Origin of the sequence: Streptomyces thermoalcalitolerans (genome assembly GCF_039525155.1) — a bacterium.
Lineage (GTDB): Bacteria > Actinomycetota > Actinomycetes > Streptomycetales > Streptomycetaceae > Streptomyces > Streptomyces thermovulgaris.
On sequence record NZ_BAAAHG010000014.1, the window covers coordinates 45,351 to 59,712 of the forward strand.

The 14,362-nt window shown below is 73.0% G+C and carries 13 protein-coding genes; 4 read left to right on the forward strand and 9 right to left on the reverse strand.

Annotation, left to right across the window (positions count from 1 at the left end):
- Nucleotides 1-3: 3 nt before the first annotated feature.
- The 9 genes from ABD224_RS11265 to ABD224_RS11305 form a co-directional block, all read right to left on the reverse strand.
- The gene (locus ABD224_RS11265; RefSeq protein ID WP_344049291.1) at nucleotides 4-555 is read right to left on the reverse strand and encodes a hypothetical protein; all 552 of its coding nucleotides are present in this window, start codon (nucleotides 553-555) and stop codon (nucleotides 4-6) included.
- Nucleotides 555-1,316, reverse strand: coding sequence for a phytanoyl-CoA dioxygenase family protein (locus ABD224_RS11270; RefSeq protein ID WP_344049292.1), 762 nt, complete (start codon nucleotides 1,314-1,316; stop codon nucleotides 555-557). Before ABD224_RS11270 ends, ABD224_RS11265 begins: the two co-directional genes overlap by 1 nt.
- Before the next feature lie 52 nt (nucleotides 1,317-1,368).
- Complete coding sequence (locus ABD224_RS11275; protein WP_344049293.1) at nucleotides 1,369-2,208, reverse strand: LLM class flavin-dependent oxidoreductase; 840 nt, start codon at nucleotides 2,206-2,208, stop codon at nucleotides 1,369-1,371.
- Nucleotides 2,205-3,758: an aldehyde dehydrogenase family protein gene (locus tag ABD224_RS11280; protein WP_344049294.1), complete on the reverse strand. Its 1,554-nt coding sequence runs from the start codon at nucleotides 3,756-3,758 to the stop codon at nucleotides 2,205-2,207. The genes ABD224_RS11275 and ABD224_RS11280 overlap by 4 nt, the downstream gene beginning before the upstream one ends.
- Nucleotides 3,759-3,800: 42 nt before the next feature.
- Nucleotides 3,801-4,559, reverse strand: coding sequence for a 4'-phosphopantetheinyl transferase family protein (locus ABD224_RS11285; RefSeq protein WP_344049295.1), 759 nt, complete (start codon nucleotides 4,557-4,559; stop codon nucleotides 3,801-3,803).
- Complete coding sequence (locus ABD224_RS11290) at nucleotides 4,556-5,764, reverse strand: cytochrome P450 (RefSeq protein ID WP_344049296.1); 1,209 nt, start codon at nucleotides 5,762-5,764, stop codon at nucleotides 4,556-4,558. The genes ABD224_RS11285 and ABD224_RS11290 overlap by 4 nt, the downstream gene beginning before the upstream one ends.
- Complete coding sequence (locus tag ABD224_RS11295; protein WP_344049297.1) at nucleotides 5,761-7,203, reverse strand: M78 family metallopeptidase domain-containing protein; 1,443 nt, start codon at nucleotides 7,201-7,203, stop codon at nucleotides 5,761-5,763. Before ABD224_RS11295 ends, ABD224_RS11290 begins: the two co-directional genes overlap by 4 nt.
- Nucleotides 7,200-7,553, reverse strand: coding sequence for a hypothetical protein (locus ABD224_RS11300; protein WP_344049299.1), 354 nt, complete (start codon nucleotides 7,551-7,553; stop codon nucleotides 7,200-7,202). The genes ABD224_RS11295 and ABD224_RS11300 overlap by 4 nt, the downstream gene beginning before the upstream one ends.
- Nucleotides 7,554-7,630: 77 nt before the next feature.
- Nucleotides 7,631-8,971, reverse strand: a complete 1,341-nt coding sequence (locus ABD224_RS11305; RefSeq protein ID WP_344049300.1) for an alkaline phosphatase family protein — start codon at nucleotides 8,969-8,971, stop codon at nucleotides 7,631-7,633.
- A 613-nt stretch (nucleotides 8,972-9,584) separates the two neighbouring features.
- On the opposite strand from ABD224_RS11305, the gene ABD224_RS11310 reads away from it, so the two are divergent.
- From ABD224_RS11310 to cysD, 4 genes are read left to right on the forward strand one after another with little or no spacing between them, the layout of a single operon-like run.
- The gene (locus ABD224_RS11310; protein WP_344049302.1) at nucleotides 9,585-11,225 is read left to right on the forward strand and encodes a carbamoyltransferase family protein; all 1,641 of its coding nucleotides are present in this window, start codon (nucleotides 9,585-9,587) and stop codon (nucleotides 11,223-11,225) included.
- Nucleotides 11,226-11,252: 27 nt separating this feature from the next.
- Entirely contained in the window at nucleotides 11,253-12,917 is a 1,665-nt protein-coding gene (locus ABD224_RS11315; protein WP_344049303.1) for an FAD-dependent oxidoreductase, read from the forward strand.
- A complete protein-coding gene (gene cysC / locus ABD224_RS11320; protein ID WP_344049304.1) occupies nucleotides 12,914-13,477 on the forward strand; it encodes an adenylyl-sulfate kinase in 564 nt (187 codons plus the stop codon). Before ABD224_RS11315 ends, cysC begins: the two co-directional genes overlap by 4 nt.
- On the forward strand, nucleotides 13,474-14,361 hold the full coding sequence (cysD, locus tag ABD224_RS11325; RefSeq protein ID WP_344049305.1) for a sulfate adenylyltransferase subunit CysD: 888 nt from the start codon (nucleotides 13,474-13,476) through the stop codon (nucleotides 14,359-14,361). The genes cysC and cysD overlap by 4 nt, the downstream gene beginning before the upstream one ends.
- Nucleotide 14,362: the final 1 nt, after the last annotated feature.

The window sequence follows — 14,362 nt, forward strand, 5'->3', positions numbered from 1 at the left end:
CGCTCACGCCGGCCAGATGCGCAGTTCCTCCTTGACGAGCCGGGCCGTGACCGGCAGACCCCGCGCCGGGCTCCAGGCGTCCGGGCCGAGAAGGCGGACGGTGAAGCCGTCCGGGGACAGCCGCTGCCAGACACCCACGGCACCCGCGTCCGGGTCGGTCAGCAGCAGGGTGACCGGGCACGGGAGCAGGTCGCCCGAAGGAGCCGTCACGCCCTGGGGACCATGGGCCGGCCCCGGGCAGAACAGCACCCGGGCCGGTGGTGTCCCGGCCGCCTGCGCCGCCCGCACCGCCTGGACCACGGCGGCAGCAAAAGCGGCGCCCCCCGGACTTCCGTCCGCTGCGGCGAGCAGCGCCCAGGGCAGGTTCTCGGCCGTTTCGGACGGGGGCGGCAGCGGCTCGTGCACGAGGGCCGGCAGCGTCACGATCTCCGGCCGCAGTGCCTTCTGCACGGCCGGCGCAAGGACGCCGGCCGGATCCAGCACCACCAGCCGCAGCACCGGATCCGGGCCCGGGGCCTGGAGGAACCGGCCGACGTCCGTGGCCGCCGTGCTCATCACAGGCCGTCCGCGAGTCCGAGGGCGAAGTAGTTCTCGAAGCCCAGCAGCCGCCGCATCCGGGCGTCGCTGCGCTCGACGACCTCCGGCTTCAGCCCCATGAAGAAGTTCTGCTGCTGCCGGACGTAACCGCGGCAGTAGTAGTTCAGGATGCCGTGCCGGGGCCGGTCCGTGACGTTGGCGCCGGTCTGGTGCCACAGCCGTCCGTCGAAGATCATGACGCTGCCCGCCGGGGCGCAGACCGGGATCGTCTCCACGTCCCCTTCGCCGCGGTCGTAGTCCGGCTGCCGGCCGAGCAGATGACTGCCCGGGACCAGCCGGGTGGCGCCGTTGTCCTCGGTGAAGTCGTCCAGCATCCACATGCTGTTGGCCACGAGCGCGTACGGCGGCCAGGGCGGCCGCGCGAACGTCTGGTCCGCGTGGATGTTCATGGCGGCGCCGCCGGGACCCGCGATGTTCGCATGGGTGCTGGACAGCAGGAAGTTGAAGCCCAGCACCTCCTCCATCAGGTCCAGCACCAGGGGCACGCGAACGCTGCGCTCGAATTCCTCGCCCTTGTTGAGCAGACTGAACACCCGCTGGTTTCCGCCGTCGTAGAGAAATGCGCTGCCGTCTTCCCGTTCCTTTTTTACCACGTCGAGGAGGCGTTTCCTGAGCTGCTTGAACTCCCGCTCGGAAATCGGGCGTTCAAGAAGGCAGTAACCGTATTCCCGAAGATCCTCCACAGCCTTCCGCTTATTGCTTGTCAGGGTGGCAGACATGAAACCGAATTTATCAGGGGGGCGGGATGCACGGAAGACACGGAAACGGAGTTCAAGACAGCAGAACCTCGGCGAGCCGGTCCACCTGCGTGAGCCGTGCCGCAGTCGGATGAAAGATCACCTCGTCGAATCCGGCGGCGGCGAACCGGTCGACCTGTTCGCGGATGCCTTCCGGTGTGCGCGGAGTTTTCGCGACAAAGGACTCGGCCTCGTCCCCGAGCACCCCGAAGTACTGCCGGACGAATGCGGCGGCCTCCTCGGCCACGTCCTCGCCGAGCCAGAACCGGGAGAGCGCGACGAGCCGGGGCCGTCCGGCGCGGCCCGCGCGGTTCCAGGCGGCACGGACCTTCTCGGCCCAGGGTGCCACCCGCTCCGGCTCCAGACCGGGCGCGGTCCATCCGTCCGCCCAGCGCACCGTCCGCCGTACGGCGGCCCGGCTCACGCCGCCGACCAGCAGCGGCGGCACGGTGCCCGGCAGGTCGTCGGTGGCTCCCTTCGCCCGGAGCCGGGCCAGTTCGGTGAGCTGGGCGTCGAACACCGCGCCCCGGCTCGCGAAGTCCCGCCCGGCCGCCTGGAAGTCATCGGCGCGCACCCCGGGCCCGAGGCCGAGTGTGACCCGGTCCCCGGCGAGGGAGGCAACGGTGGCGGCCTCCTTGGCGAGAACCGCGGCAGTGGTCAGCGGGGCCACGAGAATGTTGGTGGACAGCGCGATGCGCGAGGTGACGGCGGCCGCCGCGGCCAGTACGGCGAGCGGCTCGTGGCCGGGGTAGCACAGCCGATGGGTCGCGGCGGCGGACGAGAAACCGCACTCCTCGGCCCGCACCGCCCATCGGATCTGAAGCGCCCCGGAGGCACCGGGGATCGTGTTGGGGAACGCGATGCCGATCTTCATGGGTTGCTCCGCGGACGGGACACGGCCGGCGGCCGGCCGGAATCGAGCAGGTGGTAGGGGGTCGGGGCAAGGCCGGGCGGCCCGTCGGTGCTGTCGACGACGACCTGACGGCGGCAGTAGGTGTCGAGTTCGTTGGTCACCCGGTCCCAGGCGGTCCCGGCCGGGCCGTTCCCTTCGGGGGGCAGGTCGAGATCGACCAGCCGGTAGTCGTTCACCCACACCCGTTCGGCGTGCAGGGCCTCGGCGACCGCGCGCGCGTGCCCGGCGTCCGCCGACCAGACACCGGCGCTCAGCCCGTATCTGGAGGCGTTGGCGACACGGACGGCGTCGGCGTCGTCCCGGGCCCGCAGGACGGACAGCACGGGACCGAAGATCTCTTCCTGGGCCACTGTGTCCCCGGGCGACACGTCCGCGAGCACCGTCGGCAGGAAGTAGGCGCCCGGGTCGAGTCCTTCGGGCAGTTCTCCGGGCTCGGGCATCCGGCCTCCGCACACCAGCCGGGCGCCCTCCGCGAGACCGCGCTCGGTGAAGTGCCGTGCGGTGCGAGCCTGGTTGCGGGAGACCAGCGGGCCCAGGTCGGTGTCCGGATCGAGCGGGTCGCCGAGGCGCAGGGCCCCGGCCCGTTCCCGGACCCGGTCGACGAACTCGTCGTACACGTCGGTGTGCACCACGGCCCGGGAACCGGCCATGCACACCTGCCCGTTGTGCAGGAAGATGCTCCAGGCCACGCCGGCGGCCGCCCGATCGAGGTCGGCGTCGGCGAGGACCACGTTGGGGGACTTGCCGCCGAGGTCCAGCCGGGTGCTCACCCCGGTGGCGGCGGCACCGCTGCGCACGCTCTCCCCCACGGCGTCCGAACCGGTGAACGCCACCAGGTCGACGCCGGGGGCCCGGACGAGGCTGTCCCCGGTGGTGCCGCCGGGTCCTGTGACGATGTTGACGACGCCGGGCGGCAGGCCGCACTCATGCATCAGCCGGACCAGTTCCAGGGCCGTGAGCGAGGTGAACGACGCCGGTTTGACCACGCAGGTGTTGCCCGCCGCGATGGCCGGGGCGATGCGCCAGGCCGCCAGCAGCAGCGGCAGGTTCCAGGGCACGATCGCGGCGACCACGCCGAGCGGCTGCCAGCGCACGTAGTGCGGCGACCGGTCCCCGGCGCCGGGCGGGCCGATCCGTGCGGGCAGCCGCTCGGCCCACCAGGCGCTCCAGGCGAACGCGGCGCGCGCTCCGGGGACATCGGCACCGAGGGCCTTGCGCAGGGTGGTGCCGTTGTCGCGGACCTCCAGCTCGGCGAGACGGCCGGACTCCGCGGAGAGCCGCTCGGCGACCCGGCGGAGCACCGCGGCGCGTTCACCGGGCGTCATGCGGGGCCAGGGCCCCTGGTCGAAGGCGCGGCGGGCCGCCGCCACCGCCGCCTCGACGTCCTTCGGGCCGCAGCGGGGCACGTCGGCGAGATGCCGGCGGGTGGCCGGCTCGAACGTGCGGAAGGTCGCACCGTCCTGGGCCGGGGCCGGAGCGCCGTCCACGTACCTCGGGAAGTGCTCTGCCATCTGCCTCCTCCTCGTCGGACCGGTCCCGCTCGTCCGGCGCGGTCAGGGTGCCGCCAGGTCGCAGCGCCGGCCCCGCCCGGCGACCGGTCCGCTCTCCAGCAGTTCGCCGGCGGTCATGTGCCGGACCGTCAGTACGCCGGGGCGCGTGCTGCGGGGCAGGGCGACCGCGGCACGGTAGGGAGCGGGTACACAGGCCAGGCTCCACACCCGCCACATCCGCCCGTCCGGGCTCCGCACGGCCGTCGGCCCCGGGTGCGCCGGCTGGACGGAGACCCGCATGCCCTCCCGCAGCCGGCCGCCCCAGGCCTTGACGCAGGCCTCCTTGCGCACCCACAGCCGGAAGAACAGGTCCCAGGCCTCGTGCCCGGACAGGGCCGCGACGGCGGCCGCCTCGTCGGCGGGGAAGTACCGGGCGGCGATCCGCGCGGCGGCGACCTTCCGTACCCGTTCGACGTCGGTGCCGACCGACCCGCCCCAGGTCACCGCCAGCAGGGTCAGGCCCGCCGTGTGCGAGAGGCTGAAGGCCAGGCCCGAGTCCCGTCCCGCGCCGGCCACCTCGGGCTTGCCGTTGTCCTGCCGGGTGAACCGCAGGGCCTTGGGGGCCTCACCGGTGAGAGCGCCCAGGCACCGGCGCAGCACGGCCCGGCTGAGGGCGAACGCGTCCTGGTCCGTCCGGGACTTGAGCCGGGCCATCCGCTCCCGGTCGGCCGCGGGCAGCAGCAGCCGCGCGGTGCGCACCACTCGGTCCGGGGCCCGGGTGGAGACGCACCACAGCAGCACGGGCACGGCCTGCGGGCTCATGACGCCGTGTCGAGCCGTACGGGCAGGGCCGCGACCCCGAGCGGCAGCAGCCGGGAGGTGTGCACCACCTCGTCGGGCGCCACGGCCAGCCCGATACGGGGGTGGGCCTCGAGCAACTTGCCGATCCCGGCGGCGTGCTGGACCAGGACCAGATCGGTGGCGGGGCATCGATGGGGTCCGGCGCCGAAGGCGAGCGTAGGCGTCTGCGGCCGTTCGATGTCGAGTTCGTCGGGCCGGTCGACCACGCGCGGGTCCCGGCAGGCGGCCGAGACCAGGGGCAGCACCGCGGCGCCGGCCGGGATGCGCACCCCGGAGAGTTCGACGTCCTCGGTGGCCATCCGCAGCAGGCCGTCGTTGCTGGAGGGGTAGAACCGCAGCAGCTCGGCCACGGCGCCCGGGATCAGCTCCGGCCGCCGCACCAGCCGGTCCCGGATGCCGGAATCGGCCAGCACACCGTACAGATGACGGGCGAGCAGGTCGCGCACCCCGATGAAGCCGGAGACGACCAGCCCGTGGAGCAGAAGGACCCGCTCCTCGTCGGTGAGTTTCCCGCCCCCGGCGTCCGGGGTGTCCAGCCCCAGCAGAACGCCGGCGACGTCGTCGCCGTCGCGCGCCCGGCGTTCCTCGAGCAGGCCCGTGAACGCCTTCTCCAGCCGGCTCCGGCAGGCCTCCTGCTCCGGCCCGCCGGCACCGCCGGACATCAGCAGGGTCTCGACGTCGCCGGTGATCTCCCGCCACCGGTCGCCGTCGAATCCCAGCAGCTCGCAGACGACCCGGCCGGCGAACGGTGCGGTGTAGGAGCCGACCAGGTCGACGGGCTCCGGGACGTCCCGCAGGGAAGCGGCCACCTGTGCGGCGACCTCCTCGATGCGGGGCCGCCACCGGGCCGTTCGTCCGGCGGAGAAGGCCGCGGCGACCGGGGCGCGGAAGACGGTGTGCCGGGGCGGGTCGAGGTCCACGATCCCGGTGCCCTGACCCCGCCCGAGGCCGGTGCCCGGCAGGGCGGCGGCCCTGGCCCGGCTGAACACCGGGTCGGTCAGGACGGTCCGTACGTCGGCGTCCCGGGTGATGAGCCAGACGACCCCGCCGTCGGCGAGCCGTGCCCGGGACACCGGCTCCTCGGCGAGCAGCCGTGCGTACTGGGGTGGAACGGTGCCGCCGGGGCCCGCGGAATAGGGAAACACCTCGCCCGCGGCGGCGCTCACCGGGCAGCCCCCAGCGGATAGGCGGGGGTGGCGCGCCGTACCGACGGCTCCACCGGCTCGAAGGGGAAGTCCTGGGCGAGCACCTGGTTGTCCAGCTGGTGCTCCACCACGATGGTGCCGGCGCCGTAGTCCTCCGAGATCTGCTCCACGTCCTCCGCCGTGACCAGCCCGTCCGGCCGGCCCAGCAGCCGGGCCACGCCCTGGGCGGGCGCGAGCAGTTCGAGGGCGAAGCCGCGAGCCAGGTGCTGACGGTGGGTGTGCGCGGCGACGATGAGGAAGTCGGGGTCGTTGTCGCAGATGAAGTGGCAGATGGCGCGGGCCTGGAGGAAGCGGCGGGGCCGCTCGGTGTAGCGCCGGCTGGAGACCAGCACCGGCCCCTGGGCGCCCTCGCGGCGGCCGAAGGCGACCAGTCCCCGGTCGACGTACGGCGTCTGCTCGGTGACGTAGGTGAGCAGCGCATCGGTCTCGAACCGCTCGGTGTCCGGCACCCCCGCCCAGGCGCGGACCCGGCGGGCGAGTTCGTAGCCGAGGTGCCAGGGGTTGTCGAGGCGGCCCGGGGCGAAGAAGGTCTCGCGGATGTCGGCGCACGCCTCACGGAGTTCGGCGATGGCGGGATCGGCCGGGCGGCCGGGCGGCGCCGTCCCCGCGACCTCACGGGCACGTTCGAGCCAGGCGAGCTGGTCCATGATGCGTTCGGGGCGCACCCCGTTGAGGAAGTCGAAGGCGAGCGGCTCGGGCAGCTCCCGCACCGCCCGCTGGATGGCGTCGGCGTAGGGTTCGGCCTCCGTGTAGGGGTCCAGACCGAGCCGGGCCGCGGCGCGGCAGAAGGCGGCCTCGTCCTCGCCGGTGGCGCGCAGCGCGGTCCACTCCTGCTGGAGCGGGGTGTCGTCGACGCCCCACTCGGCCAGACGGGCGACGACGGCATCCACGAAACCGCGCAGGGTCTCGGCGAGCGCGTCGGAACCGACGACGAGGTTGCCGCGGGCCAGATAACGGGGGCCGGGCCGGGGGTCGGGGCCGTCGTCCGGCATCCACACGATCCGGGTCTGCCGGCCCTCGGGCACGAACATCACGTCCGGCCAGCGGAATCCGTCGCAGGCGGCCCGCATGATGTGCCGCCGCGACCGCTGCCACCAGGAGCCGCGCTGGTCGCCGACGCCGTTCTTGTAGGCGAAGCGGAGCTGGGAGATCTGGGTGCCGGGGCGGGCATCGGCCGTCAGCGACCACCAGTTGAAGGCGATCCACTCGGCGAGCGGGTACAGCGAGCCGGTCGTGTACGGCCGTACCACGCCGGTGGCCGGGTCCTCCACGGTGGTCAGCGGGGTGCGGGTGCCGATGCTCATCTCCACATCGGCCCAGGTCACGGACCGCTCGTCGCGGACGTCCGTGGGCGGCTCCCGCCATTTCCAGACGAGCGAGAACTCGGGCAGTGCGCTCATGCGAGTCCCTCCGGCCATTCGCTCGGGTGCAGGGTGTAGCCGGTGTAGAGGCCGGGCTCCGCGCCGACCAGCCGGAACTCCTGGACGACGTCTCCGGTGCGGTACCAGGCGTACCGCGGGAAGCCGTGCTCCCAGGGGCCGCCCAGCGCTCCCTCGGTGAGCGCGGCGCACAGCAGCTCCTTCGGAGTGCGGCCGGCCGGCACCGCCGAGGGCAGGGTGTCGGCCGAGCTCGGCTCCCACGCCGTCCAGGCCGCCCGGCGGGCCAGCGCCTCCCGGTCGGCTCCGGCCGGGGGTTCGGTCACGGCCCGGCGCCGCTCGCGCCGCCGTTCGGGTGGTCGTGTGTCGCGCATGCGCTGACCTCCAGGGGAACTCCAAGGGGACGAAACGAGCAGGACGACAGGAAGCCGGCCGGAGACCTGTCGGAGGTTCAGACGGAGGTGCCCAGCGGGCGGCCCGGCCAGTCGGAGGGGACCGGGCGGCCGTGGAGGGCGGCGAGGGTGACCGGGATGTCGACCGGGGCGGCCGGGGTGTCGTCGGTGTGCGCGGGGACGAAGCCGGGGCCGAGCCCGGCCCAGTAGGACTCTCTGCGGTGCCAGCCGCTCTGCCAGGTCCGATGGACGTGACCGGCCCACTGCGGGTCGCCGAGCGGGAGGTAGCGCCAGTCGGCGGGTTCCAGGATCAGGTCGGGCGCCCCCGCGGTCGCCGTACCGGGGTACACCTCCTCGCGGGTCCGCACGGCGGCGAAGTACGGCCGTCCGGTGCGGGGGTTGACCATGTCCAGCAGCAGGCCGCGCACCTCGTCGCGGACCTGCTCGTACTCGCCCTGGCCGACCGTGCCGTACTTGTACCGGTCACGGACGTTGATGTTGATGCCGTGGGTGCCCTGGACGGCCTCGAAGGCGCGGGTGCCGGACCAGTCGATGCGGCCCTCGGCACCTGTGGCGAGGAGGCCGGCCTCGGCCAGGTGGTCGTTGATCGAACAGTAGGCGCGCAGCGGTCCGAAGCCGATCTCGGAGAAGGCCAGCACGTCGGTGTGATCGTCGCAGGCGGCGAGGGCGTCCTGGATCACCTGGTCGCATGTGCGGTACGCGGCGAACACCGCGCTGTCCCGCTCGTGCTCGGGGCCGAGTTCCAGTTCCTGCCAGTAGATGTGCGAAGTGCGGTCGATGCTGGTCAGGTTGACGATGACGACATCGGACTCGGGCAGCAGCGCGAGGGCGGCTCTGCCGCGCTGGCGGTCGGCCTCCAGCAACTGGGGCAGCAGCTGCTCGCGTGGCTGGCCGGTCCAGAAGATGGAGACGTCGTGCACGGGCCGGATGCCCTGCTTCGCCAGCCGGCGCTGCAGATCCCGCGGGTGGCAGGCGTGCAGGGTGGGGTACATGGGGTAGCTGATCAGCGCGCCGTCCATCGGCTCGACGGGATGGGTGCCGAAGAGACCGATACTGGCGAACCTGAGCCCGGCGAACGCCCGGTGGTGCCAGAGCAGCGGGTGGCGGCGGTCCTGGGAGCCGAGGACCTGCGGGGAGTACTCGGGGTCGTGGCAGGTCCAGTACGAGAAGAAGCCGTGGTCGGCGGCTCGCCTGCCGGTGAGCACACTGAGCAGGCCGGGCGGTTCGTAGGGGGTTCCCTCGGCGACGAGGCGGCCGCGCGCGCCCTCGCGGCGCAGCCGGGCGAAGCCGGGAAGAGCGCCCGCCTCGCACCAGCGGTCCAGCAGGACGGGAGCCGCGCCCTCAGTGATGATCACTATCGTCCGATGCTGCTTCGTCACCCAGTACTCCCTCGTCCAGCCGTACAGGGATAGCCGCTTGCGGGGTGGGAACGTTCATGGGCTGCGCTTCGGGCACCCGGCAGGCCAAGGGGGACGGGGCGTGCCGCACGTCCAGATGCCATGCCGACAGCACTGCACAGTACATGCGGATCCGGGCATCGTGTGCCCCGCCGCATGACGATGACCGAAAGGAATGCCTCCCCCGCCGTCGGCGGAAGGCCGCCATCGGGCGGCGACGTCCCGGGTTCCTCCCCCGACCGGCTGCCGGTGATGGGGGTTTCAGTCAACTGTGCCTGAGGGAGGGAACGCCGCCTTGACAGTGTTCGACGCCGGGTGACTACAGTGCGACTGTCCGTTCGCTTTCCCGATTTTCCGTCGGCCGCCGTTCCCGCGGAGCGCTCCTCTCAGCGTCCGCGGGCTTGTACGTCGTTCACGCCCTTCGCGGTCTCGGCCGGGCCGGTGCGCATGTCGCGGACCGGCGGCACGTTCGCCGCCTCCTCGGCACGGGGCCGGATCGTTCGACCACCGTCCGGCCGTCCATGGCGACTTCCCGGCCCGGGCGTCAGCCGTCGCATGTCCCGATCGATGTCCCTCACACCGGAAAGGACACGATATGACCGTGTTGGGCCTGGGTGGATCCGGGCACGACTGGGCCTCCTGCGCCACTGACGGCAGCCAGCTCGTCGCGGTGGACGAGGAACGGCTCATGCGCAGCAAGTACGGTCTGGGCGCGGATCTGCTGGCGGGCGTCAGCCGGCAGGCATGCCTGACGCAACTGGGCACCACCGCGGCCGAGGTGGAGCACGTGGTCGCCTGCGAGCTGGTACCCCGGCCCTTCTACCACTCCTTCCGGCGACGAGTCAGGGTGATCAACCATCATCTGGCCCACGCCTACAGCGCGTTCGGCGCCTCCGGCATGTCCCGTGCCGCGGTGCTGGTGTGCGACAACTCCGGCAGTCTCACGGTCGGCGACAAGTCGGGGACCGCCGCCCGGGAGGCGGAGACCATCAGCTTCTTCGTCGCCGACGAGCAGGGCATACGGCTGCTCGACCGGGTCAGCGGAGCACATGTGGTGGACGCCGGTTCGGAGAGCGCCTACTACCAGCCCGGTGAGACCGACAACTCGCTCGGGCATCTGTACCGCACCGCGAGCCTCGCCGTCGGGCTCGCCTACACCGGCCCCAAGGCCCGCTTCCCGGTCAGTGAGGACGGCAAGACCATGGGCCTCGCGCCGTACGGCGACGAACGGTTCGTCGACGACCTGGCGGAGCTGGTCACCCTGCTGCCCGGTGGCCACGTCAGCATCTCCGCGAGCAAGGTCTCGCATCTGCTGGGGCGGCTGGCGCGGGACGCCGACTTCGACACCCGGGCGGCCATCGCACGCGCCGCCCAGGAGGTGCTGGAGCGAGCCCTGGTGCACTGTGCCCGCGCGCTGCACGAGCGGACCGGGCTGACCGACCTGTGCATCGCGGGTGGCGTCGGCCTCAACAGCGTCGCCAACGGCCGGATCCTGAAGGAGACCCCGTTCGAGCGGCTCTTCGTCGTGCCCGCCGCGGGAGACAACGGCATCAGCCTCGGTTGCGCCTACTACGGGCTGCACGAGTTGGAGGGCGTGCCGATGGCGGAGCTGCCCGCCCTGAGGAACGCCTATCTGGGTCCCGAGTACCCGCGTGCCCGGGCCCGTGAGGCCGTGGCCGCCTCGGGGCTGCCCGCCCGCTTCCCCGAGGACCTCCCCGGTGAGGTCGCCGCGCTGCTGGCCGAGGGCCGGATCGTGGGCTGGTGGGACGGGCGCAGCGAGTTCGGTCCGCGGGCGCTCGGCCACCGCAGCATCTTCGCCGCCCCGTTCCCGGCGTCCGTGCGCGACCACCTCAACGAGAACGTCAAGTTCCGCGAGTGGTTCCGGCCGTACGCGCCGATCATCCGCGCCGAGCGCAGCAAGGAGTTCTTCGACCTCGGGCAGCCCTCGCCGTACATGCTGATAGTCACGGAGGTCACCCGTCCCGACGCCATCCCGGCGGCGACCCATGTGGACGGCACGGCCCGGCACCAGACGCTGGAGGAGCACCAGAACCCGGCGGTGTACCGGCTGTTGGGCGAGTTCGAGCGGCTGACCGGCTGCCCGGTGCTGCTCAACACCTCCTTCAATGTGGCGGGCCAGCCCATCGTGGAGACCCCGGAGGAGGCCGTCGAGGCCTTCGCGGCCATGAACCTCGACCATCTGGTCGTCGGCGACGCGTTGGTGAGCAAGTCCTGACAGGTCCTGAACGGAGGGGCTGCGGCCATGACCGTACTGGTCGTCGGGGGCGGGCCCACGGGACTGGCGACCGCGCTCTTCCTGGCCCGCGCCGGGGTCGCGGTGCGGCTCGTGGAACGCCGGCCCCACACCTCCACCCTGCCCCGAGCCACCCATGTCACGCGGCGAACCGTGGAGTTGCTGCGCGAGGCCGGGCTCCAGGAGGCGATGACGGCAGCCGGGTTCGAGGTGGTCGCCGGCGATGATCCGCGCGTGTTCACCGAGCCGGACCGGGTGCTGCCCCGCACGGTGATCGGCGTTTCCTCGCTGTCCGGTCTCGACGCCGCCGAGGTGCTGGAGACCGGGGAGGAGGAACTCGCCGTGCCGGGGCCGTGTCCCCCGCTCTGGTGCGGACAGGACCGCACGGAACCGCTGCTGCGCGAAGCCGCCGTACGGGCGGGCGCGGACGTCCGGTTCGGTCAGGAACTGAGCGGCCTGTCGGTGCGCGACGACGGTGTGGTGGCGCGGATCCGCCGCGCGGACGACCGTACGGAAACCGTGACCGCGCGGTACCTGGTCGCCGCGGACGGCGCACACGGATGGATACCCGAGGCCGTCGGCATCAGGCGCGGCGGCCTGGGCACGCTCGCGCACCGCACCAGCATTCTGTTCCGGGCCGATCTCACCCCGCTGCTGAAGGGCCGCCGCTTCTTCATGAGCATGATCGAGAACCCGGGGTTCAGCGGTGCGATCATGCAGCTCGACGCGGACCACCGATGGGCGGCGGCCGTGGAGAGCGAGGCCGTCGGCGACCCCGGCCGAAAGCCCGACCCCGGGCGCTGCCTGGAGCTGGTGCGGGCCGCGCTCGGGACCGACGACATCCCGGTGGAGCTGACGGCGACCTTCCACTGGCGGGCCCGGCACCGCATCGCGGAACGCTTTTCCGAAGGGCCCGTCTTCCTCGTCGGCGACGCCGCCCATCTGCATCCGCCCGCCGGCGGCTACGGTTCCAACGCGGGCATCCAGGACGCGCACAACCTGGCCTGGAAACTCGCCGCGGTGCTGCACGGCTGGGCCGGTCCCGCGCTGCTCGACAGCTACGACGCCGAACGCCGCCCGGTCGGCGCCGCGACCGCCGAACAGGCCCTGCTGCTCGACGGTGTCCCGGGCGAGCGGCTCGGCGCCGAGGTGCGCGATCCGCGGACCATCGTCATGGGCTACCACTACCGTTCGGCTGCGGTGATCGGCGGCGCGGCCGGCTCCGACGGCCCCTTTCCCGCCACCTTCGAGCTCTCCGGCGCGCCCGGCACCCGGCTGCCGCACCTGCCGCTCGTCCCCGGGCCGGACGGCGGCCCCGGGCAGGGTTCCGTCCTCGATCTGTGCGCGCCGACCGCCGCCGGCCCCCGGCTGCTCCTGCTCTGCAGCGACGGCAGCTGGCGGCGGACGGCGGCCGAGGTCGCCCGGGAGCTGAGGGTCCCGCTCACCGCCCGGATCCTGCGCCCTCCGGTGCCCTTCGCCCAGGTCTGCGGCACCGGCCCGGGCGGTGCCCTGCTGGTGCGGCCGGACGGCTTCGTGGCCTGGCGCTGCACCGCCGCCGCGCCCCCGGCCGGGGCCCGGCGGCACCATGTGCTGGCCACGGCCGTACGAAGGATCCTCCGCCCGGTCGCGGCCCGCACCGGTACCCGTCCCCTGACGTTGCGGAGCGGCCGATGAGACATCCGACCCCCTATTGCACCTGCTGGCCCGGTGGGACCGTGTGGCTCACCGGGCTGCCGAGTGCCGGCAAGTCGACCATTGCCAGGGAGCTGGCCCGCCTGCTGACGCCCCGGGGCCGCAGGGTGGAGATCCTCGACGGCGACGAGAACCGGGCTCTGCTCACCGCCGACCTGGGGTTCGGCCGGGAGGACCGGTTCGCCAACGTCCAGCGCGTCGGCCTCGTCGCGGAGGTCCTGGCCCGCAACGGCATCCTCGTCCTGGTGCCGGTGATCGCCCCCTACGCCGACGCCCGGGAGGCCGTCCGCAAGCGCCACGAGCAGTCCGGCACCCCCTATCTGGAGGTCCATGTCGCCACCCCGGTCCAGGTGTGCGCCGAGCGGGACGTGAAGGGACTGTACGCGCGTCAGGCGGCGGGCGACCTGACCGGGCTCACCGGCGTGGACGCTCCGTACGAGGCACCCGGCGCACCCGACCTCGCCGTCCCGGCCCACCGGCAGCGCCCGGAGGAGTCCGCCGCTCTGCTGCTCGGCCTGCTGAAGGAGCGGGGGCTCGCATGAACCACACGGACCAACTGGAGGCCGAGGCCGTCCACATCATCCGGGAGGCGGTCGGCGAGTGCGAGCGGCCGGTGCTGCTGTTCTCCGGCGGCAAGGACTCCGCCGTCGTGCTGCATCTCGCGCTGAAGGCCTTCGCCCCCGCGCCTGTGCCGTTTCCCCTGCTGCACGTGGACACCGGGCACAACTTCCCCGAGGTGATCGCCTACCGCGACCGGACGGTGGCCCGGTACGGGCTGCGGCTGCACGTGGCCTCGGTGCAGGAGCACATCGACAGCGGGGAGCTGACGGAACGCGCCGACGGGAGCCGCAACGCCCTGCAGAGCCCGTGCCTGCTGCACGCCATCGAGACCCATCGCTTCGACGCGGTGCTCGGCGGCGCGCGGCGCGACGAGGAGAAGTCCCGTGCGAAGGAACGGGTGTTCAGCCTGCGCGACGAGCTGGGCGGCTGGAATCCGCGGCGGCAGCGTCCCGAGCTGTGGGAGCTGTACAACGGCCGGCACGCCCCGGGCGAGCACATCCGGGTGTTCCCGCTGTCCAACTGGACGGAACTGGACGTCTGGCAGTACATCGGCCGGGAGGGCATCGAGCTGCCGGAGATCTACTTCGCCCACCGCCGCGAGGTGTTCCGGCGCAACGGCATGTGGCTCGCCGCCGGCGACTGGGGCGGGCCCAGGCGCGGTGAGCGCGTGGAGAAACGGCGGGTGCGCTACCGCACGGTCGGGGACATGTCGTGCACCGGGGCCGTCGACTCCGCGGCGACCACGGTGGCGGAGGTCGTCCGGGAAATCATGGCCTCCCCGCTGACCGAACGCGGCGCCTCCCGCGCCGACGACAAGGTCTCCGAGGCCGCCATGGAGGACCGCAAGCGGGAGGGGTACTTCTAGC